A 23,649-nucleotide genomic window follows, 5' to 3' on the forward strand; every position below is an offset into this window, starting at 1 on the left:
CTGCATGATCTCGTTCGCAAGAAAAGCTATTCATCACTTCTCCCCCGTCACTGCTTTCACTTCAGCCAACAAATTACCAAACTTGCCGTAGTTCACTTTCACCCCATCATCTAGATCCAGTGAAATACGCTGATCGGCATAGTGACGCAGTTTTTCTTCAAAGCTACTCAGTTCTGCCTGTTGCTTATGCAAGTCTTGCAGTTTTTTCTCGATACGCTTGATTTCAGCCGCAGAGTCACTGTCTTCTTTGGCTGTTTCCAGAGAGTTGGCATACGCAGCCATTTTAGAAATCAGTGGCATGACGTATTCAGTACGCATACGTGCCAAGGTACTTTCGTTATAGCGGTGCAAGTACACCAACGCCTGGAAAGCCCCCTGTTTACCACTGCTAAATAACCAGTAGATCGGACGCTTTTTATAGGTTTGCATGTGATCTTTATAGAACTTACTCGCCAAATAACGGCGAATGGTATCTTCAGCTGTTTCACTGGCTTTTTTATCCAAGCTTTCAGCGAGCCACAGCATATTGGCATCCAGTGTGTCTTTACCCCAGACGGCGGTTAAGAACTCTTGGATACGATGGGTTGCGTCATCTTCAAACCAATGCATTTCGGTCAATGGAATAATACCGTCGGCATCGGCTGGGAATGTTTGATAACGGCTGGCATCAAAGTCTTGATTGCCTGCATGGGCATAGATCAAACCTGGTTCGTCCAAGCTATAACGGCCCATCATGCAACCAATAGCATAAGACACTAAACGCTGGCTGTCTTTTTCACGGTCGGCACGAGTTAAAGTGATTTGTTCATCTGGAACATCGGGTGTCAATTCATCCTGTAAACCATAAGCGTCAATAAACAGTTTATTGTTTTCTTCTTCCAGACGTTTCATTTCAGCGACGGCGTCAGCGTTTTGTTGCTGCCATGTGTTAAATGCTTGCTCTAAAGTTGGTTGTTGAATACGAATAATTGGGTTTTCAGTAAAGTCCCATGAAGTTTCGTAATTGTCCCAGTCATACTTTGCAATTTGAATGCATGTTTCTACATGGTTATTTTTTTCGGTCACTTCAATATAAGGTAATTGTTGAATATTACCTACCTGAAAGTTTACAGTAGGATTAACGACTTTCATTAATTGTGGAGCTATATATGAACACAAGAATCCAGTAATTACTTTGTAGTGATTATGTTTTGGGAATAAAGAAGACCCTCCGACATCAAATATAAAACCTGTTGGATAATATCTAACACCAAAATATGAGGCACTTATGAATGACCAACTCACTGATTGTCTAAAGTAAAATTCTGTGTTTTGTGGTCTAGATCGTTGTTTACCATTTGCATCTACAAAGTTTCTAATTTCAAAACCATCATTTTCCCAATTAACAATAAGTTCTTGATTACCATACCATTTACGAAAATCACCTCCTTTATTATAAGGAAACCATTTTTTATTTGAAAATTTAGCTTGTTCCCTATTTTCGAAATGAAAACCAATTCTTTGAATACTAACTTCTTGCCAAAAACGTAAAAAACGATTGTTATCTCCTGTTTGTAATCCAACCACAGCATCTGCGATATCACCAATCGCTAGGTTTTTTTCAAAAATCTCTCCGACTTTATCACTCACCCAAAAAGCAACTGGACTACCAGGAATTTTTTTAAATTTTTCCTGTGATGAAAAAAATTTCAATGTGGAATCATTCGAGTTTATAGTTTCTAAGAATTTTATTGGTTGTGATTCAGCTGAACCTAAGTGCCCTAGATCAAAATAGGTACCTTTTATATTCTCAACAGTATTAGCTACTGTAAATGCTACAACAGAAACAATTGCTGAATCAAAAAACATTGTAAAGGAAGGTTTTACTAAAGAAGTTATTGATTTACTTTTAGATAAGTTTTTTCTTAATTTTTCATAAGATGATAATGACATCCACGTATATGGTGTCATAAAACCAAGTTGCCCATTTGTTTTGATAAACAACGAATTTCTAATCACAAATGCAGAAAATAGATCTTTATCATAACCTTTATAGTTTTTCGTTAAATAGGTTTTAAGGTTTGGATTTATATATTTATTACCCATATACGGTGGGTTAGCAATCACAGCATCATATTGTTTAGCCAGTAATTTTGCTTGCTGGACGAGCGGTAACAGCTCCTGTGCTGACTGCTGCGCAAAAATATCACCAGACGCTGCTGCTGTATTCAGCTTGGTTTCTAAATCAGGTAATTTCTTAGCAAATGCTGCAGGAGTTTGAATCAAAGATCCAAAGGTCGAAGCATGTTCAAATAGATCCAGTAATTCTTTTAAATCTGCCTGCGCAATACCGGTACTTACCAAGTCCTGACTAAATGCTTCTAGCCGTTCTGGCTGACTATCCCGCAACGCGATAATATTCAGCTTCGGTGGATTGCTAAATAAACGGCGGTCATCCTCACGCGCTTTCATCAATAGCGCAAAACTGGCGAGCTGTGCTGCACGGGTATCAATATCAATCCCGTACAGGTTATTTTCTAGAATCAAACGTGGAATATCACGGCTGCGGTAGCCACGCTCTAAGTAAATTGCTTTTAAGCAATCATAGGCTTCCACCAGAATATGCCCCGAACCACAGGCTGGATCCAGCACCGTAATGCTTTCAGGGTTTAAAGTATCGCCATCTTCACTGATCCGCACATCAATCAGCTGTTTCAGCTGTGCATTGACTTCGTCGCTTTGCTCAGCTGGCTGAATATAGTATTCCCAATTACTTGCAAGCGTACTATCAGGCTGTGCCATCATCCATAGACGACCGACACTGTTCTGTACCAAATACTTCACAATCCAGTTTGGCGTGAAGAGTTGCGTCGCTGCAGGAATGTCTTCACTTTTGACGACTTTACCAATCACCTGGTCTTTCTTTTCAGAAATATAGAACTGGTACAACCAGCCAATAATCTGTACATCCGACCAGTCTTCTTCTGGAATACTGCTGACCAGATCACGGATCAACGAATCGGTTTTGGTCAGGTTATCCGGTAACAGTAGTTCAGACTCATCAGAAACCTGTTCAAACAAGAGTGGCATGACCTGATTCAACGCATGACACTGAGCCAGTAACAGTTCCCGATACAGCTCTTCGTCTTTATTGCCATCCAACTTAAGCTCAGCTACACGGCTGGCATCTAAACCTGGTAGGTCAATATCCAGACATTCTTCCAGAATCTGGGGCAAGCCGGCACTACCATCTGCACTGCTCAGTACACGGCGGCCATGATCCAGTAAGCCTTTGCATTCCATGTAGCGAATCGCACAAAGACGGTTAAACCAGCTATAAGCGATATAATCAATCGTCTGCTCAAAACTGCTGGTTTGAATGCGTTTGATCAGCTTCTCACGTGGTTTCATGACGGATAGCGGAAAAACCTGATCGCCAATCAGCAGCAAGTCCCCTTTCTGTTCTGCCGGTAAAATGCTGTCTGCGGTGATGCCATATTTGGCGGCCTGCTTGCGCATGGCTGCGATAAAATCGTTACGTGCTTGCGGTGCGTATTTTTTAATATTGCTGGTGTTCATAGTTCAACCTTAAATGAATTACTGATGCTGATATCCCTAAGCCCTGTTAGCGGATACGCACACGCTTTTTGTCACTCACAATTTTTTTCAGTTCAGCTTTGAGTGCGTCTACAAACTGATCTACTGACTCTTCTGTTTCCAGATAGACACTACTTGAGCTTTTGCTGTAAATGCTAGCAACATCAACTTCTACCACTGGTTTCGGTGGCACTACGGCTGTCACAGGCTGTACCGGACTCGCAGCAGGTGTTGATGTATCTGGGCTGGAGATGGTTGCAGTGTTGGTTACACTCTCTGCTTTGCTCTGAGCCAGTTGTGCCGCTTTGGCCTGACGCTGGATTTCCGCCTGAACTTCGCTTTCCAACTCATACAAGGCTTCATCAAAACGCTCCACGGCGGTTTGGGTTTGCAGCATATAGATGGTGGACAGGCTAGTTTCCACTTCAATATCCGTTTTCAGCAGTTGTAGTGGGCGTAATAGCTTGTTACTCAGCTCAGCGCTAGCGATGCCACTGTTTTTGATCTCAGCTTCTAACTGCTTGATCTTGTCATCAATGTGTTCTATCGCCTGATTGCGCTTCTCAGTCAGCAATTGCTCATTGACGCTTTCCACTGTGCGAACCAAATCAGCCACTTTATTTAACAGGCCATAAGGCGATTCAAGGGTGGATATACGATGTAATTCAGAGAGGGCTTTCTTTGCCACATCATCACTGCCCAGCGCCTGTTTATTTTTCTCAAAATGACGTAGGGCCTGCTGCAGTTGCTGCCAGCTTGGCATCTGGTTACTGAAGAACTCATGAATATCACGATAATCTTCTTCCAGATCCAGATAGTCATCCTTGTTATCAACCACGGCCTTAAAGAAATCGAAGCTGTCGCTATTGGCCAGCAAGCGATCCAAGCTTAAGATAGACCGTTCAATGACTTTCTTGCCAGGGAATTGCCCGACATCGGTTTTGCTCTTATACGACTTAAAGTTGGCTAACCAGGTCTTAAAGTTTTGGGTATAGAATTCAAACAGCTCTTTTTCTGTCGCTGGTCCCATGGCCGAGAATAGGTCTTGGGTCAGTTGGCGTGCCTGTTTCAACACCTGATCATCAGTCTGGCGCTTTTTAATGATGGCAACTTCACGGCGACGGCGACTGTTTTGTAAAGGCTCAAAGGCATCTTTTAACTGTAAGCTGCCACCATTTAACTGCAGTGAAATCCGCCCCATTGCCGCCAGCTGACCCACCAGTAATAAAATCTCGGCATCTGGCCAGCCATAAGGGCGTTTGGCAAAACGGTCTATCACATCTGAGACTAGAATACGCTCTGTACCAGTGGCCCGCAGTGCAATGTACTGCTCCACTTCCTGTAGGGCTTTGGGATTGCTCTGCCCACCATCCAGAGACAATCCGAGCTGCGCCATATCATCCACAGTCAAGACGGCGTTCAGTTCACGCCAAGCATCCTGCTGATAGACCTGCAGATAGCTCAGTTTGGTATAAGTGTTTTCCAGCAAATAACGACAAGCCTCATCCAGCTTGGTGGTTGGACTTGAAGATGAAAGTTGTAGATGTTGACCCAAGGCATAACTTTCCGCGTCCAGCAACATTTCTTCGACCCGGACACGCAGACGTTTTTTGCGTTCCTGGTTCTCACGGCCACGGTCTGCCAGAATACGGGAAATATCGGACTGAGTGCCATCATCATTTAAGCGGATGAATTTATTGGTTTTCAGCCAGGTGCGCAGTTCATTAAAGAACTGTTTATCGTCTGCCAGTTTAAACAGCACTTGTCCTTCGGCCTGAGTACTTTTACCAATACAGTAAGCTTCGGTGTAAAGATTGTATTCCGTATCCAGCGGAGAAATGATTTCAACTTTCAAATCGCTCTCATACTTGCCATCCAGGCTATGGCTATCTAGGAAACGACCAATCTGATAGTCCATCTTGTTGGCTTGATGGCGGTATTTGTTCTGATCGCGCAGTAAATCTTTAAAGATCAGATTGGCTAACTCTTTATTTTCTTCTGAAGCTGCTAAGTCAGTGGCTTTGATTTTTCGGGTGATATCGCGTTCTTCATTGGTCAGGAACAGGAACTCATCGCCATTCCTAGTAATCAGGCTCTCTTTTTCCAGACGCTGCAGGCTCTCTTCAATCCGCTTGCGCAATGCCAGCTTATCTTCATCAATTTTCTCAATCGACAAAGTCACCAGGTTATCCAAGGTACCTTTGATGATATCGACATAGCGGATCATGAAAAGCGTGCGTAGCATCTGCACATCAAAACCATCCAGGGTCTTATTCTGCTCTGCCTGGTCGATGGTACGCTTCACTGCTGTATCCAGAAATCCTTCCACTGAAGTATAGAAGCGGTGGAAAGGAACCAGGGCACCGACTTCATCTGTAGCAATCGCATTCGCGGCCATCTGGAACGCATCCAACATGGACCGTTCACCATAGGCCAAGTGTGCACCGGTCGCACCGACCTTACGGATTTCTTCAAAAACTTTCTGCACCAGCTGGAAATGGTACGGCGCAAAAGGATAGTTATTGATAAAGCTGTCTGGACCCTCATAGTTCTTGAGTGTTGGGCCTGAACGGTCAAAGGTGATCTGGTTTTTTAAGATATCGCCCTTTTGCTCAAACACTGATCTGAGCAGTGCTTCAGCTTCCGGGGTTTTACGTAATAAACGTTTCTGGATGACTTCATCGGTATTTGAACTGGACAGTGATAACCGGGTTTTAAAACGTCCAGCAATCTTGGAGAAGTCATTGGCTTTGGAAGAAGACATCTCACCTAGAACCGCGTCGATGTCTGCCTGTGAGGTCACGATAATCCAAGCGCGGCCTTTACAGATCGTACCCAGGTTTTCAGTAATGGTTTGCAATGTCAGCATCAAGCGGGTATCACTGCCAATAAACTGCCCCACTTCATCCACCAGAAACAACATGCGTTGCTGGGGTCCTTTGCTGTCTAGGTATTCTTTCACCCACTGACAGAAGTTTTCAACCGAAACACTAAAGGTCTGCTCAGAATCCTCAAACCACTTGTGTGCCGCTTCAGCAGATAAGTTGAGGGCTTGGGAAATTGCGGTTTCGACATCATCCTGATAGAACTGATAGCCGTCACGCTCCTCTAGCCAGGACATGCCGCTGGATTCCTCAAACGCCTGTTTAAAGCGCTCATACACCCCTTTCTGGCTCAGATGACGTTCCATATGGGCAATATGTGGATGGTCAGCACTAAAACCCTGATACTCGTTAAACACGCGTAAAAACACATTCAGAATCGGATTGCCATCATCATTGGAGCTGGCTTTACTGTCGATGTTAAATAGGATGACATCGGCATGATGACTAACGGCCTTGCCAATATCAGCACGGATAAACGCATCACGGATTTTGCTTTCATCAAAGAATTCTGCAGCACTGCGTTCGTTACCTTCCGCGTCACGTGCCACTTTATTGGCCAGAATATACGACAAGGTTTTCAGGAAATGTGATTTACCAGAACCAAAGAAACCTGAAATCCACACGCCGACACGATTGGCAATCGAAGGATCGCTTAGGTCTGTGCCATAAGACTGGAAAAAGTCCCGAAAATGCTTTTCCAGCTCATTGGTGACCACATACTCGTCGAGTTCCTGATAAACCGTAGTATTGTCATTCTGATCTGCCTTGACCACCCCGTTTATCGCACGATCTAATGGCTTGTAAAAAAGTTCTTTAATGTTCATCTCAATCCATTCCCCCGAATTCTTATTTCTATTTGCCTTGTTAAGGCACTAATCTGAATGCTCTGTAGTAATTATTGCTTGGAATTTTTCCAAATAAACTCATCGCCTGACCGTCGTAATAACCTGGGTAAAACAGCACCACTGGCTTATGCCCCAGTAACGAATGCAAACTGTTCAATAAGTGATGGGCACGTAACAGTGGCCAAACCGACCCTACCCCAGTCATCAACACAATATCTTGCGCATTGGTGGCATATTTACTCACCAGATAGGGTGCGAACTTATCCATATGCAGTGGGCCTTTCAGCGCTTTGAGCAGCGCCTCATCGCCTTTGACTTTTTGCATTTGAATGGCTTTATCGATGAAGTTACGCTCAGCCAGATAATCCACCACGGCTTGCAGCAGGTTGATATTCACCACCTTCAGCTGACTGTGTTTTTTCTCCAGCATCCCGTCTAGAAAATGCAGATATTCGCGCACTTTCAACTCATCTTCAGGTGCATAATCAAAAATCCAGAAGCCAATTTCATTGCCCAATCCTTGACCGGTGATAAACTCGGTGGAAAGTATTCGCTCTGGAATCTGATTCAGACGCTCATGTATTTTTTGATTCATTGCTGCCCCCTCTACAACTACCGCGTCCATAGCGACACTTCCATAGATCTTTTAATGCGTTGTTTATAATGTTCTTCCAACAGGCTACGCAGCTCTGCTCTGACGATCACACGCTGCAACTCCAGCTTACGGGTACTTTTTAAGTAACCGGCTTCTGCCAGCATGCGAAACACCACCTGCCCCATTTTTTTCTTGCTGGACTCTTTCCAATCACAGATATCCGGATCTCGTTGTGAACGCTCATCCAGAAAGTCTGACCAGATATAACTGTCCAGGTATTGAGCCTGTGAGATATAGGCCTCTCTCATCACTGTTTCCATAAACTCAAGCAGCAATAGGTTGCGTTCCAATGCGCCACAAAAAGCCACCTGGGTCGCCAGCTCATCATCCCCATCACGTAGTGCTTTCCAGAAATCAGGCTCCAAGCGCTCCAGACGCTTACGAATAGCGGTGGCATTGCGTTGCGCCGAAGCCGCAGTTCTTTTTTGCAGAATATTGTCAATCTGAATGGCCTGATGCCATTGTTCTGGAGTCGCCTCTCGTAATAACAGATCCGCGATCAGCCGGCTTTCACGTACCATCAGTGAGCCACCAATCAGGTCACTGTCATAATGAAATTGTTCTAACATAGCCAATCTCCTATGAAGCTTGATCAAACAGGTAAGATGACAGCTTTTCGATATCTGAGCGTTGTAGTACCAAGGGATATTTCAAGGCATCTTCCGCCTCAGCCAGCGTGATCGCGGCCTGATATCGCTGCAAGGTATAGTGAGCCAGGGCTTTTTTCACCGGAATCTGTAATCTGCCATCAGGCATGCCGAAGTCTTTTTCGACCAGCGCTTTTTGAGCTTCATTCAATTTTGGATTAGGGATCAGCGTCAGTACAATTTCTTCATGCCATTGCTGATCCTGAGCAGGGTCTACTGACTCAATCGCCACCACAACAGGTGTGCGATCAATTCTGGAGAGTAAAAAGTCCTTAAACTGCTTGCTCTGATGGCAATAGGCACGGACATGCCAGCGAAAACCGGTATACACCAGGGTATGTGGGGAAATCATGCGTTCATGCCACTGCGGATTCTGCATGGAGGCATAAATAATTTTGAGACAGCTTTGTGTTCGACAGGCACGCAACACTTCCCTGATGACTTCAGGACGCACACTGCGATCGGGTAACTGGACCGCTGAGAGATTCGGTTCTGGTGTCGCAATCAGGGCATGTGATTCACTGACCAAGCCCGAGAGCATATTGAGATATTCATTGATATGCGCTGTAGTCAGTACAGGCTGGAAGCTGGCTTTAGGCACATAGCCTTTTACGGAGGGATCATGGACCAAGGCATCTGGGTTATACAGCGTATTGTAACGCTTGATATCCGCAGAAGCCTGCTGTCGACTGAGCCCAAACCAGCTCATTAAACGATTGGTAACCAAACGACCTTCCCAGTAAGCAAGCAACTCGATCGCTCGCATTCGTAGCAGGACTTCATGCTTATCTGTCGTCATATACCAATCAGTCAATAAATAGCAGCTTTAAGATTACCCTACAGCAAATATACAGTAAACATTTTTGACGGTATTTAAAGGTAGTATTGCAATCACCAGATAAAAAATATACTAATATCGTGATGATAGCTGTCAAAGTAAGATCTCTAGCAGATCATGGATCCTGGTATAGCGCGTGAATTGAGCTAAATTTTAGAATGAGAGCAATATGGGTTTTAGATTTCGTAAAAGTATTAAATTATTCCCGGGTTTTAAAATTAATCTGACCCATAAAGGCATCAGCAGTGCCAGCATTGGCAAACCTGGTGCTTCTCTAAATATTGGGAAAAAAGGTACGCGAACCAGTGTCGGTATTCCAGGTACGGGACTATCTTACTCTAAACACCAACCTTACTCTAAAAAGACCCGTGTTCCACAACCGACATCGCTAGAACACACGGAATATAATCCTCAGAATTTAGAACAACCGAAGACAAAGATCTGGCCTTGGATTATTTTTGGAATATTGTGTTTTATGGTGGGTGCCGTCATTTTTTAGCAAGAACAGCATTGTATTTTAATCAAAAAAAATGCCCACATGGATGAGTGGGCAAACTAAGGAATTAATATCCTTCAGAAACTACAGTGCAATTCTCGCTACTTTCAGTAAGTGACTGTAGCTCAATCATGATGATCTGACTCAATCGAGTCGAGGTAAATCAATCCATCACAAATGGAGCAGAAATTATGCTTGAATACATTCTTGGATGATGCTGAAAAGTCTTTGGGTTTTGATCAATAAATAGAAGTGCCGATGACTACCCTCAACTTTACTTATTTTCAGATAGCAACCATTCGAGAGCACTCATTTTTACAATACCATTATAATTTGCTTCAGCCCCTATCGTGTCTAAGGTAAGTAAATATTTGGGATACGAATCAGAAATTTTCTGTAATGGACGTAACTCTCGGCTGAGTGTCTCCTCATTGAGCGTTTCTAATGCCACTTGATAATAAGTTAAATTCTGTAAAGTATCGACAGCAACAAAATCAATTTCATATTCATCAACCCGCCCTACATAGACCGTATAACCTCGTCTGATAAGCTCAAGATAAATCACATTTTCTAAGATATGACCTTGATCAGCATTAGCATCAGGCAACATAATCCGGCGCAATCCGACATCAACTAAATAGTATTTTTCAGAGGATTGTAATAACTCACGCCCGCGTACTTTAAATTGTGCGGCACTATAAAATAACAAACTGTCCTGTAAGCCCTGAATATAGCGTTTTACTGTTTCAAATGAGATTTTAACCCCACTTGAAACAAAGGTATTTTTAATTTTATTGATGGAAATGGGTGAGCCTGTCACGCTTGCCAAATATCTTGCGACACGCTCGAGAGAGTTAATATCGGCCGTATTCAAACGGGGAATAACATCTTTAAACATTACACTGGCATAGACCGCTTGCAAGTAATCATAGGTTTCCTGCTGGCTGGTCATGGCAAGCGTATAGGGGAAACTACTGCGCGTGTACATGGCATACAAATCACGATTGGATAATTGTTGGATGATCGGATTATTTTCAATATGCCACTGTTTAAACTCTTGGAATGACAAGGGTAAAACATGTTGCTCGATATAGCGTCCTGTGAGTAACGTCGCAAGTTCTCCACTTAGAAAGAATGCATTTGAACCTGTAATATATAAATCGATATAATCCCGAACATATAAAGAGTCGACTACTTTCTCAAAATTTGTAACATGTTGTATTTCATCTAAAAAAACATAGTTTTTTTTACTTTTATCAACTTTGGACAATACATAATCATGTAGTTTACGGTAATCGGTGAGTTCTTCAAATTCCATAAATTCGAAGTTGATGGCAATGATGTTTTCGGCTTGTACACCCTGTGCTTTTAGGTCTTGTTGAAACATCGCCAATAAGGTGGATTTTCCAGAGCGACGCACACCTGAAAGTACTTTAATGACATCACGGTCTTGCCATGTATTCAGAAATTTTAAGTAGCCATCACGTCGAATATTAGCGCTTCTCATTGTTTACACTTGAAATCTAAAGTTTTAATTAATTCTATCAAAATTTAGAACCTAGATGTAAAAATATTCAATTTTAAAAAAAATTTAAAGTTTAAGTGAAACATTCAAAGCTACTGTTGAAGCATGCAAACAGTAGATCTGATCAAAATCCAAATTCTGTCTTTTTGATTATTTTCCATGTTATGTTATTTCATTGATGCTACGAGTTAACTGCTATATAAATTAAGTGAAAAGTAAAAGGAATTAATATGTTAACTAGAGTGGAACTCATTTTTGTTGTGCTGATGGTCTCAGCCTTAATTCTCATTGCTTATGAAATGCTAAAAGGTTTATTTTAGGGCATCTATACAATTTTTGATCAAAAAAAAGCCCACAGAGGGAATCTATGGGCGAAACTAAGGACCTTGACGGTCATTCAGAAACTACAGCTAGTTTCTGGTTGTGATTCTGGACTGAATTAAAAATAACCACATTGGCTGAATGTATCAAAAGTTAAATCATGTGATTAATCATTGATACATCTGCAAAAATGAGCTCATCGCTCTGTTGATTAATACAGTAATTCACCAAACAAATCCGCTCTAATCTCTTCCAGACTCAGATCTGATTTCATTCTATTACAGATGGGATGAACCAGCAGACCATTCTCTAGAACACCTTGCCCACCTACGGCTTTGGCAATCCGATGATCCGATTCAGTAGAATCAAGATAGATCAATCCATCACAAATGAGGCAAAAGTTATGATTACCCACCACAAAATTGTGCTTAAGCAGACTCTTGGTTAATGCCGAAAAGGCCTTGGGCTTTGACCGAGAAATTGGACTAATCGACTCCACATATCCCACCACATGCTTAACGACTGCATCATCATAACCACCCAAAAACCTTTCGACATAAAACTCGTTAAAGTTTATGTACTTGAAGGCCTTAGACATGGACAGAATAAAGGTATTCAGGCATTCCTCATCATCAAAATCAACCTCCATTTCCAAGCTTAAGCAAATAAAGGCTTTATAGACAATTTGTAGCCGATCATAGCCCTTGATACCACTGCCGAACTTGCCGACCGTTTCGGTGGTCGCCACGGGGAAATTGGCGATCAAGAACTCAATACTACGGCGTACCCGGGTGAAGTCCTTGAAACTAATCTTTCGATGATGAATCTGCATGCGGCTTTCATGAATTTCATACACAATTGAAAACCATGCAAGAAAAGAAGTAATCTGAAAACGCTGATCCTTATAAAAATATAAGTATGGATGTAAGCCCAAACTCGGAACCCCAGCATTTTTTACAGGCGTCGCTATTCTGCAAAGAATGGTCAACAGATGCGACATTAGGTTTTCAACGCGCTCCCCCTGATTCAGACTCATAATATTATGAATCTGATCACCCGCAATGATATTCATCAGCTCATTGACCAGGCCAATTTTTTTGCCATGACTCATTTCATTGTCTAATAAAATGGTCGAAAAAAGTAACTGGTGGATCCTCTCCCCTAACTCAATCAACTCATTTAAACGTGTATATTGGAGCTCTTCTAGGTTAGATTTATTGTCATTGATATAACAACAGGCATAGATCGCATAATACGCGTCACTACCGCGATTTCTTAGGTGATATTCCTCATATTTATCTAAACGTTTAGTATCTGAGTTAATAGATTGAAATACCCGTCGCGCATCTTCCGGAGTCCCCAGTACCTGCCTGAAACTGATTTTAATATCTTCTAACTTCGACTTTTTTTCTGCAAATTCAGCATCAGTGCAAATTCTTTGAAAATCAGCGAGATCTCCTAAATAATTGCGGAGGTAACGAATATCTTGTTTTTGTGGATCATTGAAATTAGGTGCTTGAGTGACTTGCTCATCCGCAAAATATCTATTAATCCACGCATAGATACAGGAAAGACGATGTGCTCCATCAATAATGTAAATATTGCCGTGTATATCTTTCCAATACAAAATGCATAAATTGATGTTTTGATCTTCTGTGCAATCCTCAATAAAGTTTGCAATTTCTTGCACGCTCCAACATTCCGTAGAACGCTGGTTATCCGCCTTAAATAAACATTTGATGATTGGATGCTTTTCAAAATCAGTCAGTGCCACTTCAAAATTGTCACGCTGCATTGAAGGTGACATTTCTTCTGGCAACATGACTTTACGCTGAATAATATTGGTCAATAGTCGTGTAGAACCCATTTCTTATTTTCTCCAGGCAACACTTTCCTACTTTCGCTCAAGTACGAAATTTGAAAATGTATATAGTTCGATTTGGTTAAAGCTGTGAATTAAATGACCGTCAATATCCAGTCAGCGCTAACAAAAGAAGCTTAAGAGAAATGGGTACTTTTAAGATGATATTTTTCATATTGTAATCTCGTTGATCAATGTGAAATTTGCCAACATCTTTTCCACGAGATGGTGGCAAACCAAATAGGGGTGGAAATACCGCTCAACGAAACGGCCAGTCATAGACTGCCCTACTTGGCCTGCCATAAAGCATTGCCATGCAGACACAAAAGAGCCACTAAAAGTGACTCTTTAGCACGTTGAGATGCGGGTTTCCACGCCCGATTACAGATTTTGCTGTAATGTAATTATCATATGGGTATCTTTTTCTTTGGTCAAACCAAATTAGAATTTTTTATTCATTTTTTAGTGATATTTTAAAATTGAATGCTGGCTTAATTTTTTCAAAATTTTAGCCGAAAAAATCCCTGTATTTTACCTACATACAAGGATGCGTGTTTAGCTCAAAATCTATGCTGCATACTTATAGAAGGATTACCTAAGCTAATTAATTTATCTTCTCCATTTTTTGGTATCTCATTAAAATCTAAAAATAATCATATTGGTGGACTGCCAAGCCTTTGCTTTGTAAAACAGCAGTTTTAAAAAGCAAAGGCTTGGGCTATTTTTCTGAAATATATTTGCTTAGGCTATTTAAAATTAGCTTATAAAATCAAACCAAAAACACAACCCATTTTTCTATGCTGTATTTAATATTATAAATCTAGCAAAATTAATTTTTTTATTTATAAAAATAAAAACTAATTTCCCTATTTTACATAATAAAACAAATGAATTTATAGGGTAAATAATTTATACTAACTCCCTAGTCTATAAAATTTACCTTATATATAATTTTATATTTTATAGATTAAATTTACAATAATATAGGACTTACGCATTGACGGATTCAAAAAAGTATTAAAATACTTTATAAAGTATCTGTGATCAGACGAATTAAACATGCTTCTACAGCAACTTGTACATTACCCATTTATATGGGCTTTCTCATGACAGAACCGAACTCTATTAGATGCACACAACTTGCCGAGACTTATAATATCTCGCATGATAGTGTAAATCGCTTTCTAGAGCGTGAAGACTACACACCTCACGACCTATATCAAGAATCAATTCAACATATTGATAATAATAAACTTATAGTCAGTATTGATGATACTGTTTTAGATAAACCATATAGTCAACATATGGACTTAGTTAGCTATTTTTGGTCAGGCAAACACCACCGATCCGTCAAGGGTATTAATCTCATTACCTTGTATGCGACAGATCAAAATGGTCAAAATATTCCAATTAATTTCCGAATTTATGACAAATCTGAAAGTAAAACCAAGAATGATTACTTTATGGATATGTTAAGTGAAGTACTCAGTTGGGGTGCAAAGATTCAATTTATTACAGGTGATAGTTGGTATTCATCGACTGGAAATCTAAAAACCATAAGAAAATATGGTATTCGATTTATGTTTGGTATCGACTGTAACCGTAAGGTTTCCCCAGAAAAAGGACAATGGTTTCAACTGCGTTTATTGCCAGATTTCCATCAGGGTCAAGTGGTTTGGCTCAAAGATTTTGGCTTTGTACAATTATTTAAGACTCAGTTAAAAGAACAGCAGAGGTTTTATATTGTACATCAAGATGAAGATGATTTATTGTCCTTTGAGGGTTTTCATGAATTACATTCAAGTCATTGGAAAATAGAGCAATATCACCGGGTGATTAAACAGGTTTGTCATATTGAAAAGTTTCAGGTAAGACGATCTAAACTGATTTTGAATCATATTTTTTCAGCCTTGATGGCCTACGTTGAGATACAAAAGAACCAGTTTGAGCGGATCTTTGAAAATGTATATCGTTGGCAGAAGAAATTATTTAGACCAATTATCAAAAGCTTCATTGATGACTTTATTCTCGATAAAAATCATCTGTTACCACAGAGAATCTTTAAATAATAGTGCGTAAGTCCTATTACCTATATTTTTAGAGGCTTAAGAATACAGATAAGTATCTTATAATTTCTACAATATTTAGTTGCTGTAAACTGATCGCAATGAAACTCTATATATTTAAGCAGCGTGATTTAATAAAGGAAGTAGATTGAAACTGCAAATTTTATCTGATACTCACAATTCTAAATATTCAATATCAGAGCAAGCTGATGTCATTATTCACGCTGGCGATTTTTCTAATCGCTTAAGTGGTACAATTGAGTTTGCCGAAAAATGTAAATCTCTGAACAAAAAATTTATCTTTGTTTTAGGTAATCATGATTACTACAGCTCTAACTACAGTTCAGTCGTGAATTTCTTGAAAGAAAACTACCCAAAAAATGCACTAGTTGATGACAACCATATCAAAATTCAAGATAAAATATTTGTAGGTGGCACGCTGTTTACGAACTTTCGCTCCAATTCACCACTTACATCTCCTGAGGTACTTTTACAGTCCCAAAAAGATGCTGAACAATCGATTTATGATTTTGATCAAATCATGATTAGCAATGAAAATAGACCTATAACCGCCGATGACTACATAAAACTATTTAAAAAATATCATCAAAATATTTTGCAGTTTAGAGGGCAAGATCATGTGATTGTTATTACGCATTTTCCACCTCATTTAGCTTGTCTTGATCCATATTGGGGTACGCATCCTGTTGCATCAGCCCTCAATCCCTATTTTATTAATGACCTAGATGTAAAAGGCTTTAAGTTATGGATTGCAGGACATACGCATACATCAGTGGATACTGTAGTCGATGGATGTAGATTAGTGATCAATCCTTTGGGTTATCCACCAGAGCAAGGTAAAAATGGGTTTAGAGAAAATTTGATCATCGAAGTTTAAATAGATATATTTTTCTGAAACTTTTTTAAAGCGTCAGATAACTCGATTTTAAGTCTTGATGCTACATCTTGATATGTTATAATTTGTACATCAAAATGATGTACTTATTGGTGAAGAAATGGCTAATTTAGCAACTGAACGAATTAATGTTCGTTCAACAGCAGATGCAAAGAATGTGATTGAGCAAGCTGCGAATTTATTAGGCCTCAGTGTAAGTTCTTTTATGCTGCAATCCTCCTTTGAACGAGCAAAAGACTTACTTAAATCTAACCATGAGTTGAAAGTAAATAATGCTGATCGTGATATGTTAATGAATTTGCTTGAAAATCCACGCCCTGCAAACGATGAAATGAAGAAATTAATGAGTTTATTAGATGAGAATTGAGATTTTACAAACTCATCACCAAAGAAAATCATTTAATTGTGGGCAAGATGACTTAAATAAGTTCATTAAACAATATGCGTCCCAACATCAGAAATCAGGGACAAGTAAAACGTATGTTGCTGTTGATCATGCTTCAAATGTGATAGGGTTTTACTGTCTATCTAGTACCTCTATTGGATTCGATTTAGTAGATACCGTACTCACCAAACGCTTACCTCGTTATCCACTCCCTTGTGTTGTTGTAGGTCGCTTTGCCGTTGATAAAGTGACTCAAGGGCAAGGAATTGGAAAAGTGCTTTTAGCACATGCTCTCAAACAAGTTTCAAAAGTTGCTCAAATTATTGGTGTAAATTTTGTTGTAATACATGCAAAAGATCAAAAAGCGATGGAATTTTATCAGCGTTTTGGCTTCATTTCTTTAACATCAAATCCATTAACATTAATATATCCAGTGAATGAAATTCCTAATTTTAATTAAAGTGGTCTACTAGGAATACAAGTAACTGGCAAACTATGAATGAGAATTGGTGACAGACCTATCCAATAATCTGCAAATTTTTCAAGATCTTGCTCTTCAACATGCTGATATGAAGATGAACTATTCATTAATGCAGCATGAATACATTTTAAAACATCAGAGATGTCTATTACGAGCACAATGTAGTAAAGAGGCACATGCCCAAATACCATCATATGTTTCATATTCTGCTAGTCATAAAAACTTTGATAACGTACTTTCAACCCTGTAAGTTCAGTCGCTTTTTTTACAAGTTCTTCAGAATAGTCAATCGCATCTACGTAATAGCCCTTTTTTCTAAAAGCCAAAGTATCCCGACCTGAGCCACAACCTAAATCTAAAATGTAGGCATCATGTGCTAATTGCTCTAAAAAGGTTGGTATAGTGCTTCCATATCCACATTCAAGGTCGACTTTATAAATTGATCAGCCTGTTTATTGTAATAATCTATTGTTTTCATTCAGTTGGATACATCTCAGCCATGTATATATACGATATCAGAGTTCGCTTATCATTGAGAAACGATTTTAACCTACAACTTCAGCGACGATATCGCTCGTCCCTTTCTATATTGATTTATATTCAATACAGCTTGCCTTAGACACATTAAAACAATTCATTTTAAATGCTCAATTTTTCTTGCTGAATCGCATGTATCAACATAATAAACGCAATACAAAGTGTCGTATTTTTATTGTTTTCATTGATAAAGCTTAATTTCACTTCACGACTTTTTTGTGACTTATCCGGTGGATCATTATCAACTTTTAGCTGCGTATCCTCAGGGAGTAAATACTTCAGTCCCGTAATCAGATGTTGAATGGACCAATCGACACGTGGCCTATTTTGCTTATCAAAACGATATTGAAAATGAATAAAGTTTTTTCTCAGCTTTCCATGTTCAATTAAAATACTCAAGGCTTCTAAAACCTGATGTTGAACCCGCTTTGGCAGTGCTGAAATCTCTACGCATTGCTTTGCTTCAAAACCTTTCTTTAAGGCTTTTTCATATAAGGAGATGAGTTCATCTTCACTAAAATCCTCATTATTTTGAGGCTTTTTTACCGCCATCCACTTAGTAGCGAGCTTTTTACTGCGTAATACCCAATCATGGTCCTCATAAGCTCTATATTTAATGTAATCATGGATGATGGTAGATACAGATACATTTTTACTTATTTTAGGCTGAACAGGTTTAACTGAATCCACTTTTTTGAGTGCATAAGTGGCATGATAAAAATCGAAATACTGGCCTTTTCGTATTATATGATTAAGATCCACAATTTCTGTGTTAGCACTTGTTAAGTCATTTTGAAGTATCAGTTTGATCGTGTCCCGATGAATTGTACAAGGCAAATGATAAATTCGATCTATCACCAACAAATCCAGCACATGTAGATAGTGAGATGCTGTTTGCTCTATGTTTGCATGCCCCATCCAGTCAGCTAGTAACCGCCACTTATGCTGTATGACAGCTTCATGCTGAATTGCAGTTTCTCCAAATAAATGCTGACGCATGACTTTACACCGGCTCCAAGTGTAATCCGTATAGGTCATGATCATCTCTTTTGAGCCTAACCAAGCGATTGCTAAATGATTCGCGGCACTATGTCTAAAGTTATGGAAAGTATAACCATGCCCTTCACCCAATATCTCATCAAAAATCACTTGGGTCATTTCACTAATATAAGCTTCACTTAAAATTTCGCCATCTTGGGCAAAAATCAATTTGTCCGCATGATTAGTTTTCGCTGGATTATGTGTAATACATTGTTTTAGATATTGCTGTACCAATGCCAACTCTTCATCGAGCATGACGGCGTTCAGATCAAGCTGACGCTTTGCGTTTTGGCTTTTGAGTTTCCGATAAACATTGTTACGTAAATTAAAACGGATCTGCACAGGTTTGGTCAGCGTATCATTACGCCAAATCAGTTCAGGACAAATGACCTCTGCCAATGTAAGTCCCCTAATTTCATTCAATCGCATCCCCAAACGAAATGCGAGTAAATACATGAGCTGTAGCTGAAAAAGATACGCTTGCTCTTTAGTTGTTTGACATTTTTCAATCTTTAAACTTAGTACCTGTTTAAGCTGATTGAACAATTTTGGGCTAATTAATTTGGCATGACAAAATTGTACACGATGATAATCATTGTATTGAAAGGTACCGACCTTAGGGACACGGTATTGTTTCATACAAAACTGATGAAATGCTTTAAGTCTGCCAAATGCATACTGTGCACGTCCGTGATTGGCCTTAGGATCAGTCTCACGTTTGGCTTGATCTCGATCATCAATACTATCTAAGATAGCGTCGTACAGTTCCTCACAATCTTCTTGATCCATGTTATCTATATCACCTGGGAACATATAGACATGGAATAAGTAATCTTTAGCGATACTACTTAAATACCGCTCGATACTATTGAGTTTCATCTTTTGAGACTTAAGATGAAAAATCCAACCCAGTAGCCTGAGCTGTGCTTCTATTAGATTTTTTTCATACAGGCCAACGTGAGGCTTCTTTTCTTCTAGTCGCTTCTGAATGCTTGTCCATCTGATCCATTTCACACGTTCACTTTTACGCTGCCGTTTCTGACGCTTATCAACTTCAGTCTGATCTTTTTCAAATAGCATCAATTCAAATGGAATTTCTTTGAGTTGCTGGTGAGCTGTAATTAAGTCTGGTACCGCCTTTTCTGTCTGTAGTGGTATATACCGCTCAATATGTGTTAACTGCGTCTGCAAGATGTTGTGATCTAACCATGCTCTCGCCTGATCAATAGGTGTTAACGACACCGTTTTGAGACGACCTCGCATAACCTCGCTTAAGCACATATCTAAGCCCGAATAAGAGTCAAGCTCAATGGCTAAGTTTGAATGATCAAAAGGTGTAAGTGAACGAAGCTCTGCTAACTGTTTATCATTACGGCGTAGTAGTTTTTTCAGACCTACGAACTGATGACTCAGATCAATTTCTTTAGGTAATTTCCCTAATACAGTAGAGATAGACTCCAAAACATATCGTGGCATCTGCTGATTCAAGGCTTGAGAGCCATGCTGTTTTATCCCTTGTATAAACAACTGTGCATAGGGATTAAGCCAAATATAACGCCACTGATACACCTGTCTATTTTCGATTTGATTACCATAAGCACGCTGTGGTACTCGATAATGCAGTGCGAGTGGTTGGATGATTGTTTTATATCCAGCATGATAAAGTTTAGTACAGATTTGGAGTTCATCTTTGACAATAGCGTTGACCAGGGTATTACCAATTGCTGTTAATTGACTTAGATCAGTACAGCCAGAGCAGTACATCAGACTTAAATAAAAATTCCCCCATAACCATGCCGGAGTAACTTCATCCTTGTATGGACAATTCCAATAGGATTTTAAGGCTATAGCAATATGATAATGTTTTTGTCCTTGCCGAAGATGTGATTCAGTACTACGAAGTTGTCTGGGTATAGGTTCTAGAAAAGTAGTTTTAGGCCATACTTTGATTGGATACGCATTCTTTGCTTGAGATAAATAGGTCTGACGCAAAGATAAAAAATATTTTTCAATAGCTTGAATATACGGTTTTTGAGCATCTTTCCGAGTAAATTTCTTCTGCTCTAAAAAACAAATAAATTCATCATAAAACTCGTACCACAAGCTATTTAGTGTGTTATCTAATAATTCAGGTCGGTCTCTTAAACTCTTAATCTGACTTTTCATTTCGGCAAATACAGAATCAACCTGAACCTGAATTTTTTGAATCAATGACTCATCTATACTCATGATAAGCCCTCAGATTGAAGTACTGAAATGTATGACAGATGCTCAATCTGCAATTGCTTAATCATGCGATCAATATTTTGGGTAAATTGATTGATATATTGTGGTAAAGATGCAGATGAATAGCGATAAAAGAGCTCCTGATTACGCTGATCATGCCCATAAACTGCTTGTATGACATTAAAAGCCAAACCTTGCTTCATCAACATATTCATATCAAAGTGTCGTAGCCAGTTATTATATAAACTGCTGAGTTGATGACCTTCAATATAGTCATTAATCCAACTTCGGTTAAGCGCAGCAATCTTAATTTTCTTACTTGCCCATTCCTCAGCAGTGGTCGGTAACGATTTCGGGTAATGGATCACTTGGCCAAACAAATCTTGCAATGTAATCTTTTTCCCAAACACAAATCGGAGGAGCTCTTCATACTGCTGAGTGACCGTATTTAAAAATTGCGTATAACGTTTAAAAGCTTGGATAAAAAATGCTGGGAGCGGTATATAGCGACCATCTTTTCGTGATTGACTGTTTTGCTTATCATCTACATACAACAACTTTAGTTTTAAATCGTAGTCACTATACTTTCCTAATAAGTTTTCCCGAGGACGGCGTGTTAGACACAATAAGCTGATATGCCACATCCAAGCACTATAGGCATTAATTCGCTCAATTATATGTTGATGTATCTGTATTTTATCAACGCAAATGGCATGTAATCGTGTAAAAAATTGACCAACATAATTTTGATTGAGTGCTAATTGGCTACCAAAACGTGATATAGACGCAGGTTCATGTTTAACAAACTGCTCTTTAAGCATTTCAATTTCTGTTTTCGTTTCTTCAACACTGAGTGTCTCTAAGTAGATCAAATAATGCTGATTCAATTCCGATGCGCTCACACCATTGTAGAAACTACTCGGTAGCTCATGGGTGCTATCTTTGCCCGATAGCACATGGGCAATATATTCATTAAAAGTACGGTGAAAAATATAGAAATACAGCTGGGCTTGGAGTTTCTCAACAGTAATTGAACCTAGCCCCTGATTCTGAGTCCATTTTTTGAGTCTTTGATTGATCTCTTGTACTGTAAGTACCTGTTGTGATCCATTCAAAATAAGATATTCAAACCAACTGCTTGATACATGGAGATCATGCGTCACTGTTTTATTCAGTTGGTGAATCTTTAAAGTTTCAACTTTTTGTTTTGTAATATCTAAATGTAATCTGAGTCGATACTCCGGCTTTTTAGAACTACCACCTTTAATAAGCACTCCCTCATCAATCAGTTGTTTATATTGAAGCAAATGCCTTGGTGATAAACCCGTCGCTAAACTCAATAAGCATGCTGCTGCAATCGCTGAATCTTGAGTAGGAGCATTATATAACTCACCCTTCAAAATATAGATAAGATGTTGAATCACATCTTTGCTCATGTAATTTGTGTTGGTTACAAACGGTTGTAGACGTCTTTGACGATGCCTCATCAAATGTTCACTATGATTGTTCAATACTGTATTAAAACGAGCTGTAGATTTAGATGTTGTATGTACAGCAATCCCCTCATCTATAAATTCAACATCTCCATCATCAGCATAAAAGATCTCCTGTCGAGCTTGAATATATGCTGGATATCCTTTAATAAGCTGTCTTTGTTCTCTCTTCTTTTGGAAACTTCTTAATTTTTTCTTTGTCGGCCAATCTGAAATTTTTATTTTTTTACGACGCGAGCGTTTTACAATCCTCCCTTGTTTTAATCGTTTAAAGATAATTTTTAAGTCATTTATATAATTTAGCACCTTAGTTTGAGTGAACTCGGGCAATTTTTGATTTATTTTATTCTTAAGGAAACTCTCCCAGTCACTCGTCACCTTGTCCTGTTCGAGTTCTAACATATATTCTATAAAGTATTCTAAGAGCCTTTTACTCTCGTATTTTAAAGAACTTTCTTCACTTTGTTGTAGAATTGATTTTGCAATATATCGAAATAAATCAAAAATTTCTTTTTGTTTAGCTTGGGAATCTGGGATAACGGCTAATTTTATATAAAGCGCTTCAACAAAATAACTCGTTCTCAAAATGAGGTATGACCATCCAGCATGGTCTAATACATCACCCGAAGCAAAAAAGCTTAAGGCCGCAACTCGATATTCTTCACCCAGTTTACGCGCTTTAATTATCTCGTGAAAAACCTTATGCGCAGTTTTTCCAAAATCACTAAAAGTCTGCTTATCACTTTCATCTAAATCATCAAATACAGCATGCGAAATAAACTTTGTTCTGTACTCTTGGTATTGTGTTAAAAAGAGATCTTGTCTCCGTTCTCTCTTTTTCTGAACTTCCATTCG

Annotated in this window: 15 protein-coding genes and 2 pseudogenes; 5 read left to right on the forward strand and 12 right to left on the reverse strand. The window is 39.3% G+C overall.

What is annotated here, in order from left to right; all coding sequences use genetic code 11:
• Positions 1-33 precede the first annotated feature (33 nt).
• Genes pglX through ACVLR6_RS14800 form a run of 5 tightly spaced genes read right to left on the reverse strand, consistent with a single transcriptional unit; the run spans position 34 to position 9,407 of the window.
• Positions 34-3,558, reverse strand: a complete 3,525-nt coding sequence (gene pglX / locus ACVLR6_RS14780; protein ID WP_455996208.1) for a BREX-1 system adenine-specific DNA-methyltransferase PglX — start codon at positions 3,556-3,558, stop codon at positions 34-36.
• 46 nt (positions 3,559-3,604) lie between these two features.
• A complete protein-coding gene (brxC, locus tag ACVLR6_RS14785; protein WP_455996210.1) occupies positions 3,605-7,285 on the reverse strand; it encodes a BREX system P-loop protein BrxC in 3,681 nt (1,226 codons plus the stop codon).
• A gap of 40 nt (positions 7,286-7,325) precedes the next feature.
• A complete protein-coding gene (locus ACVLR6_RS14790; RefSeq protein WP_096902453.1) occupies positions 7,326-7,901 on the reverse strand; it encodes a DUF1788 domain-containing protein in 576 nt (191 codons plus the stop codon).
• Between the two features lie 17 nt (positions 7,902-7,918).
• Positions 7,919-8,530 (reverse strand): DUF1819 family protein, encoded by a 612-nt coding sequence (locus ACVLR6_RS14795; RefSeq protein ID WP_096902446.1) that lies wholly within the window; start codon positions 8,528-8,530, stop codon positions 7,919-7,921.
• Positions 8,531-8,540: 10 nt separating this feature from the next.
• Positions 8,541-9,407 carry a WYL domain-containing protein gene (locus tag ACVLR6_RS14800; protein WP_455996212.1) on the reverse strand — a complete coding sequence of 289 codons (867 nt, stop codon included), beginning with the start codon at positions 9,405-9,407 and terminating at the stop codon, positions 8,541-8,543.
• Positions 9,408-9,615: 208 nt separating this feature from the next.
• Here ACVLR6_RS14800 and ACVLR6_RS14805 point away from each other — a divergent pair, with 208 nt between their 5' ends.
• Positions 9,616-9,945 carry a DUF4236 domain-containing protein gene (locus ACVLR6_RS14805; RefSeq protein ID WP_000506885.1) on the forward strand — a complete coding sequence of 110 codons (330 nt, stop codon included), beginning with the start codon at positions 9,616-9,618 and terminating at the stop codon, positions 9,943-9,945.
• Positions 9,946-10,076: 131 nt separating this feature from the next.
• On the opposite strand, the pseudogene ACVLR6_RS14810 reads toward ACVLR6_RS14805, so the two are convergent.
• From ACVLR6_RS14810 to ACVLR6_RS14820, 3 genes and pseudogenes are all read right to left on the reverse strand, one after another.
• Positions 10,077-10,181 (reverse strand): annotated as a pseudogene (locus ACVLR6_RS14810) (HNH endonuclease signature motif containing protein); the annotation flags it as partial.
• Between the two features lie 35 nt (positions 10,182-10,216).
• Positions 10,217-11,449 (reverse strand): ATP-binding protein, encoded by a 1,233-nt coding sequence (locus tag ACVLR6_RS14815; protein ID WP_306226624.1) that lies wholly within the window; start codon positions 11,447-11,449, stop codon positions 10,217-10,219.
• A gap of 550 nt (positions 11,450-11,999) precedes the next feature.
• Positions 12,000-13,655, reverse strand: a complete 1,656-nt coding sequence (locus ACVLR6_RS14820) for an HNH endonuclease signature motif containing protein (RefSeq protein ID WP_419338600.1) — start codon at positions 13,653-13,655, stop codon at positions 12,000-12,002.
• 1,034 nt (positions 13,656-14,689) lie between these two features.
• Between ACVLR6_RS14820 and ACVLR6_RS14825 the strand changes: the two genes are divergently transcribed.
• From ACVLR6_RS14825 to ACVLR6_RS14840, 4 genes are all read left to right on the forward strand, one after another.
• On the forward strand, positions 14,690-15,718 hold the full coding sequence (locus tag ACVLR6_RS14825) for an IS701 family transposase (protein WP_206863015.1): 1,029 nt from the start codon (positions 14,690-14,692) through the stop codon (positions 15,716-15,718).
• A 145-nt stretch (positions 15,719-15,863) separates the two neighbouring features.
• Positions 15,864-16,613 carry a metallophosphoesterase family protein gene (locus ACVLR6_RS14830; RefSeq protein ID WP_019383650.1) on the forward strand — a complete coding sequence of 250 codons (750 nt, stop codon included), beginning with the start codon at positions 15,864-15,866 and terminating at the stop codon, positions 16,611-16,613.
• Between the two features lie 118 nt (positions 16,614-16,731).
• Positions 16,732-16,998 carry a type II toxin-antitoxin system TacA family antitoxin gene (locus ACVLR6_RS14835; RefSeq protein ID WP_026094019.1) on the forward strand — a complete coding sequence of 89 codons (267 nt, stop codon included), beginning with the start codon at positions 16,732-16,734 and terminating at the stop codon, positions 16,996-16,998.
• Positions 16,988-17,476, forward strand: a complete 489-nt coding sequence (locus tag ACVLR6_RS14840; protein ID WP_019383654.1) for a GNAT family N-acetyltransferase — start codon at positions 16,988-16,990, stop codon at positions 17,474-17,476. The genes ACVLR6_RS14835 and ACVLR6_RS14840 overlap by 11 nt, the downstream gene beginning before the upstream one ends.
• On the opposite strand, the gene ACVLR6_RS14845 is transcribed toward ACVLR6_RS14840, so the two are convergent.
• The 4 genes and pseudogenes from ACVLR6_RS14845 to ACVLR6_RS14860 form a co-directional block, all read right to left on the reverse strand.
• A complete protein-coding gene (locus tag ACVLR6_RS14845; RefSeq protein WP_206863076.1) occupies positions 17,473-17,700 on the reverse strand; it encodes a hypothetical protein in 228 nt (75 codons plus the stop codon). The two genes, ACVLR6_RS14840 and ACVLR6_RS14845, sit on opposite strands and share 4 nt — an antisense overlap.
• Positions 17,642-17,975: pseudogene (locus ACVLR6_RS14850) on the reverse strand (class I SAM-dependent methyltransferase); the annotation flags it as partial. The gene ACVLR6_RS14845 and the pseudogene ACVLR6_RS14850, both read right to left, overlap by 59 nt.
• 161 nt (positions 17,976-18,136) lie before the next feature.
• Positions 18,137-21,304, reverse strand: a complete 3,168-nt coding sequence (locus ACVLR6_RS14855) for a site-specific integrase (RefSeq protein WP_180058785.1) — start codon at positions 21,302-21,304, stop codon at positions 18,137-18,139.
• A complete protein-coding gene (locus ACVLR6_RS14860) occupies positions 21,301-23,646 on the reverse strand; it encodes a hypothetical protein (RefSeq protein WP_228289534.1) in 2,346 nt (781 codons plus the stop codon). The genes ACVLR6_RS14855 and ACVLR6_RS14860 overlap by 4 nt, the downstream gene beginning before the upstream one ends.
• Positions 23,647-23,649 lie beyond the last annotated feature (3 nt).

This window comes from Acinetobacter sp. T63 (genome assembly GCF_053852345.1).

What these genes read in the sequence shown, in the direction of transcription:
- pglX (WP_455996208.1), bottom strand. Translation starts at nt 3,558, where the DNA reads ATGAACACCAGCAATATTAAAAAATACGCACCGCAAGCACGTAACGAT.
- brxC (WP_455996210.1), bottom strand. Translation starts at nt 7,285, where the DNA reads ATGAACATTAAAGAACTTTTTTACAAGCCATTAGATCGTGCGATAAAC.
- ACVLR6_RS14790 (WP_096902453.1), bottom strand. Translation starts at nt 7,901, where the DNA reads ATGAATCAAAAAATACATGAGCGTCTGAATCAGATTCCAGAGCGAATA.
- ACVLR6_RS14795 (WP_096902446.1), bottom strand. Translation starts at nt 8,530, where the DNA reads ATGTTAGAACAATTTCATTATGACAGTGACCTGATTGGTGGCTCACTG.
- ACVLR6_RS14800 (WP_455996212.1), bottom strand. Translation starts at nt 9,407, where the DNA reads ATGACGACAGATAAGCATGAAGTCCTGCTACGAATGCGAGCGATCGAG.
- ACVLR6_RS14805 (WP_000506885.1), top strand. Translation starts at nt 9,616, where the DNA reads ATGGGTTTTAGATTTCGTAAAAGTATTAAATTATTCCCGGGTTTTAAA.
- ACVLR6_RS14815 (WP_306226624.1), bottom strand. Translation starts at nt 11,449, where the DNA reads ATGAGAAGCGCTAATATTCGACGTGATGGCTACTTAAAATTTCTGAAT.
- ACVLR6_RS14820 (WP_419338600.1), bottom strand. Translation starts at nt 13,655, where the DNA reads ATGGGTTCTACACGACTATTGACCAATATTATTCAGCGTAAAGTCATG.
- ACVLR6_RS14835 (WP_026094019.1), top strand. Translation starts at nt 16,732, where the DNA reads ATGGCTAATTTAGCAACTGAACGAATTAATGTTCGTTCAACAGCAGAT.
- ACVLR6_RS14840 (WP_019383654.1), top strand. Translation starts at nt 16,988, where the DNA reads ATGAGAATTGAGATTTTACAAACTCATCACCAAAGAAAATCATTTAAT.
- ACVLR6_RS14845 (WP_206863076.1), bottom strand. Translation starts at nt 17,700, where the DNA reads ATGAAACATATGATGGTATTTGGGCATGTGCCTCTTTACTACATTGTG.
- ACVLR6_RS14855 (WP_180058785.1), bottom strand. Translation starts at nt 21,304, where the DNA reads ATGAGTATAGATGAGTCATTGATTCAAAAAATTCAGGTTCAGGTTGAT.
- ACVLR6_RS14860 (WP_228289534.1), bottom strand. Translation starts at nt 23,646, where the DNA reads ATGGAAGTTCAGAAAAAGAGAGAACGGAGACAAGATCTCTTTTTAACA.